Below are 13,166 nucleotides of genomic sequence, written 5' to 3'. Positions count from 1 at the left end.
CCGATGCGCAGTTTCATCTCCATTCCGATGACCGAAGACGCAGCGCAGGCGCTGATCCGGCAACAACAGCGCCTGCAAACCGGACGCCCGGTCCCGCGCGAGAACCTGCACCTCACCCTGGCCTTTCTGGATGACCAGCCCCAGGAAACCCTGGAAGACCTGCACGAAGACCTGCTGCGTCTCCGCTTCGATCCCTTCACGCTCAGCCTTTCTGGCATCGGTCAGTTCGGCTCCTCAATCCATACCACCGTCACCGCCTCCCCCGAACTGACCGCCTTGCAAAACCAGATCAGCCGCACCGCTCGCCACGCCGGGATCGCCCTGCCGCGCCGCCGGTTCCGCCCACATGTGACGATTGCGCGCCTGCGGCCGAATACGGCTCTAATACTAGATGAAAGCACTGCCACACTCCGCTATCCCGACATGCTCGTCACTCAATTCGCACTTTACGCGTCAACCCTTCACCCAAAAGGCGCGCGCCACGACTGCCTCGCAAACTACCCCTGCTCTTCTTCTGTTTGAAAATATCCCGGGGAGCGCGAGGGGCTGGCCCCTCGCACACAAAGGTTCACATCAAGCGCCCGGCGCGTCGTAGAGCAGCCCGGCCAGATCCGAGAACCGACTGCCTGGATCGGCCAATCCCAGCATCGCATCGCGGATCGCGGCGGCACGACCCTCGCCCACACTCGGCACCGCAAATTCCATGAACTTCGCCACCACCTCGTCCCGGCTCAGCGGCGCCTCGCCGCCGCCCCGGGCCGGGGTATCGCCCGAATCCAGAACGCGCCCATCCGTGGTGGTGATCTGAACATCCGCCCAGCGGCCCTGTGGGAACCGGGCGTTGTGCCGCTCGGTCTCGGCAACACTGATCCGTTGCATGACATCCGCGACCACCGGGTCCTGCAGCCCCGCACCCGAGATATGTTCGACCCCGATCCGCCCATACACGGCCTGAATGGCCACCGCAAAGGGGAGCGAATATTGCGCCTGCGAGGTTGTGCCCGGAAGCCCGGGATAGAGGCGCGCCGCCTGATGAAAGCTGTTCACCTGAATAAGCCGCACCTGATCGTGGGTCAGATCATGTTCCTGCATGACCGCCCGCACCCCGTCGATGGCAGCGTGGGCCCAGCGACAGATCGGGTAGGGCTTCACATATTGATGTTCCATCTGCCAGAACTCGCCCAGATCCGCCCAATACGGCGCGGCGCGATCCTCTTCGATGGTAATCGCGGGCGCCCCGGTAAAGCCGCGTTCGGCGAGAATGGCCGATGAGATGCCCACCATCGCCCCCCAGCCCGAGCCGTCATGCAGCATGGTGGGGTTGGCGATCTCGCGCATCATCTGACTGCGGGGGCCGTGATATTCGGCGATGCCCAGCCCCTGTCGCAACTGATCCGCCGAGTGCCCCCGCAGGCGCGCCGCCATGGCCACCACGCCCAACGCGTTCCACGCACCCGAGGTGTGATAATCGCTGACCGTGGCATGCAGCGCCAGCCCGGCGCGTCCCGCGATTTCGTAACCGGCGGTGATCGCCGCCAGCGTCTCGCGACCGGTCAGGTCCGGTTGGTGCTCGGCTAACGCTGCCAGAGCCGGGACTACGACAACCCCGATATGCCCCTTGGTGGGGTTATAGCCGTCATGCCCGTCCAGATTGTCCGTCTGCGTGGCCGCCGCGTAGGCCGCGCCTGCCATGCTGACCCGTCGCCCGTCGAACATCATTCGCGCACTGAAGTCGGGATCGGAGCTGCCATAAAGCAGCGCTGCCGTGTCGCGTGCGATCACGCCCGCCTCCATCGGACCCGAGGCGATCACGATTCCCATCGTATCCAGCGCCATCAGCGCAGCCGCCTCACCAGTGCTGGCGGGTACGTCCTCGGGCGCGCGGTTCAGCGCGAAGTCGGCGACCCGGGCGAAAGTATCGGTCACGCGGCCACCTCTTTCGCCGGTTGGATGTCGCGCAGCCGATGACCGGTGGGATCGAAGGGCGGCTCGGCCAGTAGCGTCGCCTTGTGCGGCTTGCCAAGGATGAAAATCTCGACCGTGTCACCCGGCCCGGCCACCTGTGGGTCGGCATAGCCAATCGCCAGCGACTTGCCGACCGAATAGCCATACGCGCCCGATGTCACGCGGCCCACAGGTGTGCCGTCGGGTGCGAAGATCGGCTCCCCGCCGGTGGCATCGGCACCGCTGGTCGTCTCGACCTCAAAGATCGCGAGCACCTCACGCGGGGCGTTGTCCTTGATTGCCAGGTAGGCCTCCTTGTGCAGGAAATCCTTGTCGAGCTTGATGAGCCCCGCCAGCCCAACCTCCTGCGGCCAATATTCCTGAGAGTATTCCCGACCCCAGGAGCCATAGCCCTTTTCGATCCTGAGAGAGCCAAGGGCGCGACCTCCCACAGGACCACCGTCAAACTCCTTCGCAGCTTCCAACAGCGCGGAATAGAGCCTGATCTGGTCCTCCTCGGCGCAATGAAGTTCCCACCCCAGATCCCCGGTAAAGCTGACACGGATGGCCAGACAGGTGACGCCTACCACCTCGATTGTCCGAGAGCGCATGAAGCGGAACGCCTCGTTCGCGAGATCCGCGTTGGTCATCCGTTGCAGCATGTCGCGCGATTTGGGACCGGCCACGTTGAAGCCCGCGATGCGGTTGGTGGCAACCTCGAACGTCGTGTCTTCGGGCAAGTCCACCATGTTGAAGAACCGCTGATGATAGCGTTCGGCCATACCCGAACCGACCATCATGTATTCGTCCTCAGCCACCTTGGTGATGGTAAAATCCCCGGCCACGCCGCCGCGCACCGAGATCAGCGGGGTCAGGCAGGAACGCCCAACCTTGGTCGGCACCCGGTTGGCGACCAGGCGGTCCAACCAGTCGTGCCCGCCCGGCCCCTTGATCACGTAATTGGCGAAGTTCGAGATGTCGATGACGCCCACATGCTCGCGCAGCATCTTTACCTCGCGTCCGACCGGCTTCCACCAGTTCTGGCGTGTGAAACCGTTGGTCTCGACCGCGCCGGGCTGATCCGCAAACCACAGCGGGTGTTCCCAGCCGCAATTGAGGCCAAAGACGCAGCCCATCTCTTTTTGCATCTCGTAGGCAGGGCGCACGCGCGCAGGGCGGCCTGCGCTGCGTTCCTCGTTCGGGAAATGGATGGCAAAGCGGTGGGTGTAGACGTCTTCGACCCGCGCCTTGGTGAATGCCTTGTCCGCCCAGTCGCCAAAGCGGGCCAGATCCCAGGCGAACATATCGTATTGCGGCTCACCCTCGATCATCCATTGCGCCGCCAACAGGCCCAGACCACCCGATTGCGAAAAGCCCGGGATGATGCCGGTGCAGCAGAAATAGTTCTTCAGTTCCGGCACCGGCCCCCAAATCGCGTTCGAATCCGGCGACCAGATCATCGGGCCGTTGATCACCCGCTTGACGCCGGCGGTCGCAGCCACCGGCACACGTTCGGTGGCGCGGATCACGTTCTCCATGATCCGGTCGAGGTCATCGGGGAACAGGTCGTGGGCAAAGTCCAGCGGCGTGCCGTTTTCGGCCCAGAACCGCATGTCTTTCTCATAGGCGCCGATCAGTAACCCGTTGCCCTCCTGCCGGAAATAATACTCGCCATCTCGGTCTGCGATGGAGGGCAGGCGGCGGCCCAGATTGGCCACTTCGGGGATGGCTTCGGTCACGAAATACTGATGCTCGGTCGGTTGCAGTGGCAGTTCGATCCCGGCCAGCGCCGCAACCTCGCGACCCCACAATCCCCCGGCATTCACTACCCATTGCGTATGGATATCGCCCTTTTCCGTACGTACGATCCAAGACCCGTCGGGTTGCTGTTCAGTTCCTATTACAGGGCAAAACCGCTCAATCGTGGCGCCCGTGGCCCGCGCTCCGGCGGCGTAGGCCATGGTCACGCCCGAGGGGTCCACGTTGCCGCCATCGGGTTCGTACATGATGCAGCGAATGTCGTCGAACTGCGCCAGCGGGTGCAATTCCTTCGCCCGTTCGCGGCTGATCTCATGGAAGTTCAACCCATAGAACCGCGCCTTGGCCTCTTGCAGGCGCAGTTGATGCTCTCGATCCTCCGTCTGCGCCAGATAGAGCGAGCCGGGCTGGAATACGCCGCAGCCCTGGCCGGTCTCCTTCTCCAACTCCTTATACAGGTTCATCGTATAGTGCTGGATGCGGGTGACGTTGTTGTTGTCGTGCAGCCCGTGAATGTTCGCCGCCGCATGCCAGGTGGAGCCGCTGGTCAGCTCGTCCCGCTCAAGCAAAACCACATCGATCCAGCCGAGCTTGGCCAGGTGGTAGAGGATCGAACAACCGACAAGGCCACCTCCGATCACGACGGCCTGCGCGTGGGTTTTCATGGGGCTTCACTCCTGATTGGCAAGCGATGTCGGATCATCGCCGTTTCACAGGAGTCAGCCACAGGTCATGGTCAGCGTATGCTCTGTTCCCGACGCGAAATGTCGGGAACAGAGCAGGGATCGCCGGTATTGCGTGGCCCTAAGTGCCGTCAGTATGGCGCCTCGACATCGTTCATCGAGACATAGACGGTTTTCATCTCGCTGAAGTGGTTGATCGCCAGCTTCGAGTTCTCGCGCCCCACGCCCGACATTTTCGACCCGCCAAAGGGCGCCTCGACCGGTGCGAGGTTGTAGGTGTTGATATAGCAGGTCCCGGCCTCGAACCCCGCGACGATGCGGTGCGCGCGAGTCAGGTCGTTGGTGAAGACACCTGCGGCGAGACCGAACTGAGTGTCGTTGGCGCGGGCCATGACCTCTTCCTCGGTTTCGAAATCCAGCACAGACATGACCGGGCCAAAGATCTCTTCCCGCGCGATGGTCATGTCATCGGTCACGTCAGCAAAGACGGTGGGCTGCAGGTAGAACCCGTCGCTCTCGATCCGTTCGCCGCCATGGATCAACCGGGCCCCTTCGGCTTTGCCCTTTTCTATGTAGCCCAGAACGATGTTCATCTGGTTTTCGCTGACCATCGGGCCGAAATTGGTGTCCTCATCCAACGGGTCGCCGATCTTGGCGGTGGCGAGGCGTTCGGACAGGCGGTTCAGGAAGGCTTCCTTGATGCCTTTCTGAACAAACACGCGGGTACCATTCGAACAGACCTGACCCGAGGAATAGAAATTGCCCAGAATCGCGCCCGAGACGGCGTTTTCGATATCCGCGTCGTCGAACACGATCATCGGAGACTTGCCTCCCAGTTCCATGGTCACGTGCTTCATGCCATCGGCTGCGGCGGCGTAAACCTTGCGCCCCGTGGGCACCGAGCCGGTCAGCGACACCTTGGCTACGCGCGGGTCGGTCACCAGCGAGGCGCCCACATCGCCATAGCCTTGTACAACGTTGTAGACACCCTTGGGCGCGCCCGCCTCGATCAAAATCTCGGCCACTTGCAGAGCGGACAGGGGCGTGGTTTCCGACGGTTTGAATACCATCGTATTGCCACAGGCCAGCGCCGGGGCGCCCTTCCAGCAGGCGATCTGGGTCGGGTAGTTCCACGCGCCGATGCCGACGCAGACACCCAGCGCCTCGCGGATGGTATAGACGAAATCACCGCCGCCCAGCGGGATGTGTTCGCCGGTAAGCGAGGCGGCCAGACCGCCGAAATACTCCAGCGCGTCGGCGCCCGAGGTGGCATCCGCCACCAGCGTTTCCTGCAACGGTTTGCCGGTATCGTGGGTCTCGATGATCGACAGCTCGCGGTTACGCTCGCGCATGATGTCGGCGGCGCGGCGCAGGATGCGGCCCCGTTCGGTTCCGGACAGTGCGGCCCAAACGGATTGGGCTGCTTTTGCACTGTTTAGAGCCTGGTCTATGATCGTGGGGGTGGCCGAATGGAGCCGAGCAATCACCTCGCCCGTGGCCGGATAGATCACGTCAATTGGCTTGCCAGCGGTATCCTCGACATATTCGCCATTGATGAAATGGCTGGCCTTGGGCTGAAATTCCATGTTGCGTCCTTTTCGTTGAGCACGCCCCGGTCGCCAAGGGGTGCGAAGGAAACCTGTCAAACCCGCCCCTATCGTTTGTTGACTGACGGGTCAATAAAAACCCTGCACCCGAAATCTCAAGAGACCGTCGCAGCGCGATTCTTGAAAATCTCAAACAAATGTTCTATATTTGTTCACACGTAAGCGGAGGTTAGATATGCCCCATCCACAGCAAAGATCGTCGGTGAACGGACCCAGCAACGACTATCATCTGTTGCCCGTGACCGAGAAGCAGATGCGCTATGCCCGCGCTATTGCCGAAAAATCCGCGCTGGAGATCCCGGTTGAGGCGCAGCGCGACCGCCGATCGCTGTCGGCCTGGATTTCGGCGCATAAGCCAGCCGATCCCTCTCCGTTCGCCAATTATCCCACTGGCAAACAGGTCGCTTTTGCCGAGCGGATCGCACGGAGCAAGCGCCGCCCGGTGCCGCAGGAGTGTTTCCGCGACAAGGCGATGATGTCCGAATGGATTGACCGGAACCGCTGATCGCGCCCCGCTTACTGCGCGCCCAGATGCTCCTGTCCGCGCGCGCGGGCCAAAGCGATCTGCTTCTGCCGCTCGCGGAACCGCATCTTGTCCGCTTCCGAGGTCTCACCCGCACACTGATGGCATGATACGCCATGCTCGTATTCGGGACGCTCGCGATCCTTGGGCAGGATCGGGCGGCGGCAACCGTGGCACAACTCATGCGGCCCCTCGACCAATCCGTGACCGACTGACACCCGGTTATCGAAGACAAAGCATTCGCCCTGCCAGGTGCTGTCATCCGCAGGCATCTCTTCCAGGTACCGCAAGATGCCGCCTTTCAGGTGATACACGTCATCAACCCCCTGCCCCAACAGGAAGTTGGTCGACTTTTCACAACGAATCCCCCCGGTGCAGAACATGGCCACACGTTTGTTGTGAAACCGTTCCTTGTTCTCGTCCCACCACGCAGGAAACTCCCGGAAACTCTCCGTTTTAGGGTCTATTGCACCCTCAAAGGTTCCAATCGCCACCTCATAGTCGTTTCGGGTATCGATCACCACCACATCCTCGGAGCGGATCAGATCGTTCCAGTCCTCGGGCTCGACATAGTGGCCAACTCGGGCAAGCGGGTCGATATCCGGCTGGCCCATGGTGACGATCTCTTTCTTCAGCCGCACCTTCATCTTGCCAAAGGGCGGATGGTCGGCAATGGCCTCCTTCCACTCCAGATCAGCGCAGCCGGGCAGGCCGCGCACATGGGCCAGAACCGCGTCGATGCCGGCGCGGGGCCCGGCAACGGTCCCGTTGATCCCCTCTTTCGCCAAAAGCAGGGTGCCTTTGACGTCCTGAGCCTTGCACAGCTCAAGCAGAGCGGGTTTCAGCGCGGTCGGATTATCGAACCAGGTGAAGTGATAGAGAGCGGCAATCGTGTACATGCGCGCGATTTAGTCCCGGGCGGACAGAGTCGCAAGAGACCGGATTGACGCGGGCTGCGCGCCTGCCTACCGATAAGGCAGTGTAACGGAGGCCACCATGACCCACGCCCTGCTTGTGATCGATGTTCAGAACGATTTCTGCCCCGGCGGCGCGCTGGCCGTTCCAGGAGGGGACGAGGTCGTGCCGCTGATCAACGCGAGAATGGCTGAGTTTGACAGCGTGATCCTGACACAGGACTGGCACCCGGCAGGGCATTCCTCATTCGCCAGCAGCCATGCAGGCAAGGCGCCGTTTGAACTGACTGAGATGCCCTACGGCCCGCAAGTTCTGTGGCCGGACCATTGCGTGCAAAGCACAGAAGGTGCCGCGTTTCACCCCAACCTAAGAACCGACGCCGATCTGATCCTGCGCAAGGGATTTCGCACGGCAATCGACAGCTATTCGGCCTTTTTCGAAAACGACCACACCACGCCGACGGGGCTTGAGGGGTATTTGCGCACACGCGGGATCGATACGCTCACGGTCGCCGGATTGGCGACGGATTTCTGCGTGCACTACTCAGCGGTGGATGCCGCCAAGCTGGGGTTTGATGTCACCGTGCGGATGGAAGCCTGCCGTGCCATTGACCTCGATGGCTCGCTTGCTGCCGCCGAAACCGCGATGCGCGCGGCCGGCGTGAAACTCGCCTGACGGCCCGGTCTGACAGGCGAAAGCGCTTCCAGTTCATATTGGATCGGTTTCCGCTGCCTCTCGCCTTCGGCTCGAACGCGGAGAACCGATGCCGTACGTCAAGTCAAACTGGAAACGCTCTAGTTCGGTATCGTGGCGGACAGCCACTTGAGTGCCAGCAACGCCAACACCGCTATCGAGACGGCAAAGATTACGCGACCCAATACCGACTTGCGCTCCGGACGCTGGACTTCCTGCTCTGGCTCCGGTGTCGTCTTTTTGGTCATATCGCGCTCTTCCAGTATGGGCTTGGCTGCCAGAATGTGTTCCATGAACTCCGAGAAATCAAAGTCACCGCAATATTCCCCCCTCAGCGGCGTATTCTTCATGTTCTCGACAAAATTCGACAGAATCAAGTGGCGAACTGCCTCATCCTCGGCCGGATAGAAACCTTCGGGGGCTCCGCTGTCATAGACACCCAGCCGGAAACCCGAGGCCAGAAACAGTTGCCGCACCCTGGGCGACGCCCGGCGCAAGGCATCGGAGGTCCTGACATCCCGGAACATCGCGACGGGGCGGGGCGACGACGCAAATGACCCGGCGGCCTGCCCCTGCAGGTCCGCCCGCACGTCATTCTCAACGATTTCCTCCGACACCTCTGGGCAAATGTCGAAATCGTATTTGAGACCCATCGGAAAGTCCGGCCTTGGTGTCGTTCTTGTTTTTGACCGGTGAAACCCTGACCAGATTTTGCGCCGATATTGTGACCTGAGCGGGGCAATGTGGTGTAGGTTCAGGCCCTTGCCATTCGGGATGGCCCTTGTTCTAAGTGATTTGAGAACAGGAGCTTGTCATGGTTGATATCGCCACGCGCGTCTACAATCACAAGTGGAAGATCGATCCGATTGTCCGGTCACTGATCGACACGGATTTCTACAAACTGCTGATGTGCCAGTCGGTCTTTCGCAACAAGCCCGACACCAATGTGACCTTTTCGCTGATCAACCGCTCGACCAGGATCCCGCTGGCACAGCTGATCGACGAAGGCGAATTGCGCGAGCAGCTTGACCATATCCGGTCGCTCAGCCTCAGCCGGGGTGAAAGCACCTGGCTGCGCGGCAACACGTTTTATGGCAAGCGCCAGATGTTCCGGCCTGATTTCATGGAATGGTTCGAGAACATGCGCCTTCCGCCTTATCATCTTGAACGCAACGGCGATCAGTATGAGCTGACCTTCGAAGGCAAGTGGCACGAGGTCATGCTTTGGGAGATCCCGGCGCTGGCAGTGCTGATGGAGTTGCGCTCGCGCGCGGTGCTGAACGGCATGCGCCGGTTCGAACTGCAGGTACTCTATGCCCGCGCCATGACCCGGGTTTGGGAAAAGATCGAAGCCCTGCGCGGAATCAACGAGCTGAGCATCGCTGATTTTGGCACCAGACGGCGGCATTCCTTCCTGTGGCAGGATTGGTGTGTTCAGGCGATGATCGAGGGGCTGGGCGCGGCCTTCACCGGCACGTCGAACTGCCTGATCGCCATGCGGCGCGAGGTTGAGGCGATCGGCACCAACGCGCACGAGCTGCCGATGGTGTATTCAGCACTGGCCGAGGATGACACGGCACTGGCGCAGGCGCCCTATGACGTGCTGAGCGACTGGCATGAGGAGCATGATGGCAACCTGCGGATCATCCTGCCCGACACTTATGGAACCAAAGGGTTTCTGGATCGCGCGCCGGACTGGCTGGCCGGCTGGACCGGCATCCGCATCGACAGCGGCGATCCGGCCAAGGGGGCCGAGATCGCTATCGACTGGTGGAACTCGCGTGGCGAGGACCCCAAGCAAAAGCGGATCATCTTCTCTGACGGGCTGGACGTGGGCAAGATCCGCGAGTTGCACGCGCAGTTCTCCGGGCGGGCCAATATCTCGTTCGGGTGGGGCACGCTTTTGACCAACGATTTCCGCCGATTGGTGCCGAGCGACGGGCTGGCGCCGTTCTCACTGGTGTGCAAGGCGGTGTCAGCCAACGGAAGCCCGACGGTGAAGCTGTCGGACAATCCGGAAAAGGCGATGGGCCCCAAGGATCAAATCGAACGCTACAAGCGCGTGTTTGGCGTCGGTCAGCAAGAGGCAATCCAGGTCGTCGTCTGACCCGGGTCAAACCCGGGGCACCACGGGCGCCCGTTTCAACTGTCGCTCGCGCCAGATCACCATCAGCCCGCCCGCGATGATCAGCAAAGCGCCGGGGAACAGATCGGCCCACGGCGTTTCGTCGAACACCAGCCACCCGGCGGCAAAAGCGATGGGGATGCCGAAATAGCTGAACGGCGCCAGATTGCTCTGCTCGGTCATCCGGTACGACACCACAAGGCACAGCACCGCCGTTCCACCCACCGCGCCCATGGTCACGATCCAGAAGATATCCCGGGCATGCGGGATCGGAGAAAATCCACCCATCGCAAGGGCTAGTGCCAGAGATCCGGCCAGGGCAGCAACCACGGAATAGAGGTTGATCAGCGGGCTTGGCACCTCGGCATCCATCTGCCGCGCCGACACCCCGGCCAGCGCATAAAGGAACGCCGCCCCAAGCGGTGCCATCGCATCAAGCGAGAAGCTGTCGCCGCCCGGCTTCATCACCATAAGCACGCCGCCAAACCCAAGCAGCACAGCCGACCAACGGATCAGACCCACCTTTTCACCCAGCAGCGGCACCGCCAGCGCAGTCATGAAGATCGCGTTGGCATAGGTTATGGTGGTCGCGGTCGCAAAGGCCAGCTTGCCCAGCGCGTAGTAGAACAGGAACTGCGCAAAGGTGACGTACAGCCCGCGCAACAGCCCCAGCTTCCATTGCCGCATCTTCAGCGGCCTGCGGCCTTGATGCCAGGATTTCGAGGACCATAGCGCGATCAGACTGGGAAAGATGCCGAAAAAGTTGCGATAAGCCGACAACTCAGCCGCCGTGTAGCTTGGCGAGAGATACTTGATGATCAGGCCCATCACATCGAACAGCACCAGCGCCAAGAATGACAGGGTGATGGCCAGCGCCACATTGTCCCTCTGGCCAGTCACGTATTGCGGCTCGCCCGGAACACGATCCAGACGCCAACAAAGATGCCGATGAAGCCGCCAAGATAGCTTGCGTCATGCATGATCCCTGCGCGCAGGAAGCCGACCGGGTCCGAGATGTGATCCGGCAACGTAATCACAGCCGCCACGTCTTCGTCCACCGCAACCCGACCGAAGACCAGCGCCACGGCCGCGGCCAGTGCGGTGATAAGAATGACCGCTATGATGACCTGAACGCCGACCCGCCAGAGTTGCCGCGCCGACGATAGCAGCAGCAGACCGAGCAAAAACGGCGGCAAGCTTACAAACAAGCCCATCCACCAACTGGCCCGGAACCCGATCTGAGCCGCGCCCAGACGCGGCGTTTCCGCTGGGATACCGAACTGGAGAAACTTGAATTGGTGGAAATAATCCGGCCCGACCGTGTAGCTCACCTGATTGTGCACCGCGCCGAACAGGGCTGCGACACCTACGGACGTCGCCACCAGCAACAGAAAGACACCCAGCCTAGCCATGATGCACCGCCACGGTCTTGAGCTGAGAGAAGCCATACAGTGCCTCGAACCCTTTCTCGCGTCCGTGCCCCGACTTGCCGACACCGCCAAAGGGCAGTTCCACCCCGCCGCCCGCGCCGTAGTTGTTGATGAAGACCTGCCCCGAGCGCAGCCGCTTCGCCAACCGCATCTGGCGCCCGCCGTCGCGAGTCCAGATGCTGGCGACCAGCCCATAGTCGGTGCCGTTGGCGATGGCGACGGCCTCATCCTCGGTCTCGAAGGGGATCAGCACCTGCACAGGGCCAAAGATCTCATCCCGTGCCAGAGGGTGATCGGGTGGTACGTCGGCCAAGAGCGTCGGCGCGACATAGGCCCCGGCCTCGGGCGCGTGGTCTACGATCCGGCCCCTTGCAGCAATGGCCAGGTCCGCGCCTTTGGCGAGACAGCCGGTGACGATCTCTTTCTGCCGGGCCGAGATCAGCGGGCCGAGGCGCAGATCCTCGGTAGCAGGACCAACGGTCAGTTGGTCATAGGCCTCGGCCATCCGGTTCTTGACCCTTTCATAGATACTGATTTGCACCAAAATCCGGGACGAGGCAGAACAGGTCTGCCCCGCATTCTGGATGCCCGCATTGACGAGGAACGGCAGCGCGACATCCAGATCGGCGTCGTCAAATACCAATTGCGGAGACTTGCCGCCCAGCTCCAGCGTCACCGGCACCACATTGCGGCCCGCCGCCTGCTGTACCAGCGCGCCCGTTGCGACCGAGCCGGTGAACGACACATGCTGCACGCCGGGATGACCCGCCAGCGCCGCCCCGGCCTCGGCCCCGATCCCGGGCACCACGTTCAGCGCCCCTGCGGGCAGCCCGGCCTCAAGAGCCAGATGGGAAAAGGCCAGCGCGGTCAGGCAGGCCTCTTCGGCGGGTTTCAAGACGCAAGCATTGCCCATGGCCAGCGCCGCGCCGACCGAACGCCCGATGATCTGCATCGGGTAATTCCATGGCACGATATGGCCCGTGACCCCATGTGGTTCGCGCAGGGTATAGACGGTGTAGCCGTCGAGGTACGGAATGGTCTGCCCATGTACCTTGTCGGCTGCGCCGCCGTAAAACTCGCAATACCGCGCCAGCGCCACCGCGTCGGCGCGGGCTTGGGTCAGCGGCTTGCCCACATCCGCCGCCTCCAGTGCCGCCAGATCGTCCGCCCGTTCAAGGACCAACTGCCCCAGCCGGGTCAGGATGCGCCCCCGCTCCAGCGCGGTCATCCGGCCCCAGCCACCATCCAGCGCCGCCTGCGCCGCCCCTACCGCCGCGTCGATATCCACCGCGTCACCACGCGCGATCCGGCAGATTTCAGTCCCATCCGAGGGGTTGATCAGCGGCAGGGTCTGGCCAGAGGACGCCGCGCGCCAGTCACCACCGATCAGGCAGAGGCTTGGGTCAAACCAGATGGGGTCAGCCATGGACGGCTCCTCGATAACAACAAAATCGAAACTATGACTTTGATAAGGGGTTTTAGCGCGTA

At 62.0% G+C, this 13,166-nt stretch carries 12 protein-coding genes; 4 read left to right on the top strand and 8 right to left on the bottom strand.

Features of this window, described 5'->3' with window-relative positions; all coding sequences use genetic code 11:
• The first annotated feature begins 3 nt into the window (after positions 1 to 3).
• Positions 4 to 522, top strand: a complete 519-nt coding sequence (thpR, locus tag AB3N21_RS07595) for an RNA 2',3'-cyclic phosphodiesterase (protein ID WP_367934662.1) — start codon at positions 4 to 6, stop codon at positions 520 to 522.
• Positions 523 to 573: 51 nt separating this feature from the next.
• Here the strand turns inward: thpR and AB3N21_RS07590 are convergent, their stop codons facing one another.
• From AB3N21_RS07590 to betB, 3 genes are all read right to left on the bottom strand, one after another.
• Positions 574 to 1,926, bottom strand: a complete 1,353-nt coding sequence (locus AB3N21_RS07590; protein WP_367934661.1) for an MmgE/PrpD family protein — start codon at positions 1,924 to 1,926, stop codon at positions 574 to 576.
• Positions 1,923 to 4,367 carry an FAD-dependent oxidoreductase gene (locus AB3N21_RS07585; RefSeq protein WP_367934660.1) on the bottom strand — a complete coding sequence of 815 codons (2,445 nt, stop codon included), beginning with the start codon at positions 4,365 to 4,367 and terminating at the stop codon, positions 1,923 to 1,925. Before AB3N21_RS07585 ends, AB3N21_RS07590 begins: the two co-directional genes overlap by 4 nt.
• A gap of 149 nt (positions 4,368 to 4,516) precedes the next feature.
• Positions 4,517 to 5,971: a betaine-aldehyde dehydrogenase gene (gene betB / locus AB3N21_RS07580; protein ID WP_367934659.1), complete on the bottom strand. Its 1,455-nt coding sequence runs from the start codon at positions 5,969 to 5,971 to the stop codon at positions 4,517 to 4,519.
• 196 nt (positions 5,972 to 6,167) lie between these two features.
• On the opposite strand from betB, the gene AB3N21_RS07575 reads away from it, so the two are divergent.
• Positions 6,168 to 6,497: a hypothetical protein gene (locus AB3N21_RS07575; protein WP_367934658.1), complete on the top strand. Its 330-nt coding sequence runs from the start codon at positions 6,168 to 6,170 to the stop codon at positions 6,495 to 6,497.
• 11 nt (positions 6,498 to 6,508) lie between these two features.
• On the opposite strand, the gene AB3N21_RS07570 is transcribed toward AB3N21_RS07575, so the two are convergent.
• Entirely contained in the window at positions 6,509 to 7,414 is a 906-nt protein-coding gene (locus AB3N21_RS07570; RefSeq protein WP_367934657.1) for a rhodanese-related sulfurtransferase, read from the bottom strand.
• A 97-nt stretch (positions 7,415 to 7,511) separates the two neighbouring features.
• Between AB3N21_RS07570 and pncA the strand changes: the two genes are divergently transcribed.
• The gene (gene pncA / locus AB3N21_RS07565; RefSeq protein WP_367934656.1) at positions 7,512 to 8,105 is read left to right on the top strand and encodes a bifunctional nicotinamidase/pyrazinamidase; all 594 of its coding nucleotides are present in this window, start codon (positions 7,512 to 7,514) and stop codon (positions 8,103 to 8,105) included.
• Positions 8,106 to 8,224: 119 nt separating this feature from the next.
• Here the strand turns inward: pncA and AB3N21_RS07560 are convergent, their stop codons facing one another.
• Complete coding sequence (locus tag AB3N21_RS07560) at positions 8,225 to 8,776, bottom strand: hypothetical protein (protein WP_367934655.1); 552 nt, start codon at positions 8,774 to 8,776, stop codon at positions 8,225 to 8,227.
• Between the two features lie 161 nt (positions 8,777 to 8,937).
• Here AB3N21_RS07560 and pncB point away from each other — a divergent pair, with 161 nt between their 5' ends.
• Positions 8,938 to 10,230 carry a nicotinate phosphoribosyltransferase gene (gene pncB / locus AB3N21_RS07555; protein WP_367934654.1) on the top strand — a complete coding sequence of 431 codons (1,293 nt, stop codon included), beginning with the start codon at positions 8,938 to 8,940 and terminating at the stop codon, positions 10,228 to 10,230.
• A gap of 6 nt (positions 10,231 to 10,236) precedes the next feature.
• Here the strand turns inward: pncB and AB3N21_RS07550 are convergent, their stop codons facing one another.
• The 3 genes from AB3N21_RS07550 to AB3N21_RS07540 are packed head-to-tail and all read right to left on the bottom strand — an operon-like array spanning position 10,237 to position 13,104.
• Positions 10,237 to 11,148 (bottom strand): DMT family transporter, encoded by a 912-nt coding sequence (locus AB3N21_RS07550; RefSeq protein ID WP_367934653.1) that lies wholly within the window; start codon positions 11,146 to 11,148, stop codon positions 10,237 to 10,239.
• Positions 11,145 to 11,660 (bottom strand): hypothetical protein, encoded by a 516-nt coding sequence (locus AB3N21_RS07545; RefSeq protein ID WP_367934652.1) that lies wholly within the window; start codon positions 11,658 to 11,660, stop codon positions 11,145 to 11,147. Before AB3N21_RS07545 ends, AB3N21_RS07550 begins: the two co-directional genes overlap by 4 nt.
• A complete protein-coding gene (locus AB3N21_RS07540) occupies positions 11,653 to 13,104 on the bottom strand; it encodes an aldehyde dehydrogenase family protein (RefSeq protein WP_367935064.1) in 1,452 nt (483 codons plus the stop codon). The genes AB3N21_RS07545 and AB3N21_RS07540 overlap by 8 nt, the downstream gene beginning before the upstream one ends.
• Positions 13,105 to 13,166 lie beyond the last annotated feature (62 nt).

The sequence above is a fragment of the Ruegeria sp. genome (assembly GCF_040830605.1).
GTDB lineage: Bacteria > Pseudomonadota > Alphaproteobacteria > Rhodobacterales > Rhodobacteraceae > Ruegeria.
The sequence above is the reverse complement of the archived record's forward strand: the minus strand, read 5'-3'. Positions and strand labels throughout refer to the sequence as shown.

Bases quoted from the DNA above. Each gene is read 5' to 3' on its own strand.
- thpR (WP_367934662.1), top strand. From the start codon at position 4: ATGCGCAGTTTCATCTCCATTCCGATGACCGAAGACGCAGCGCAGGCG.
- AB3N21_RS07585 (WP_367934660.1), bottom strand. From the start codon at position 4,367: ATGAAAACCCACGCGCAGGCCGTCGTGATCGGAGGTGGCCTTGTCGGT.
- betB (WP_367934659.1), bottom strand. From the start codon at position 5,971: ATGGAATTTCAGCCCAAGGCCAGCCATTTCATCAATGGCGAATATGTC.
- AB3N21_RS07575 (WP_367934658.1), top strand. From the start codon at position 6,168: ATGCCCCATCCACAGCAAAGATCGTCGGTGAACGGACCCAGCAACGAC.
- AB3N21_RS07570 (WP_367934657.1), bottom strand. From the start codon at position 7,414: ATGTACACGATTGCCGCTCTCTATCACTTCACCTGGTTCGATAATCCG.
- pncA (WP_367934656.1), top strand. From the start codon at position 7,512: ATGACCCACGCCCTGCTTGTGATCGATGTTCAGAACGATTTCTGCCCC.
- AB3N21_RS07560 (WP_367934655.1), bottom strand. From the start codon at position 8,776: ATGGGTCTCAAATACGATTTCGACATTTGCCCAGAGGTGTCGGAGGAA.
- pncB (WP_367934654.1), top strand. From the start codon at position 8,938: ATGGTTGATATCGCCACGCGCGTCTACAATCACAAGTGGAAGATCGAT.
- AB3N21_RS07545 (WP_367934652.1), bottom strand. From the start codon at position 11,660: ATGGCTAGGCTGGGTGTCTTTCTGTTGCTGGTGGCGACGTCCGTAGGT.
- AB3N21_RS07540 (WP_367935064.1), bottom strand. From the start codon at position 13,104: ATGGCTGACCCCATCTGGTTTGACCCAAGCCTCTGCCTGATCGGTGGT.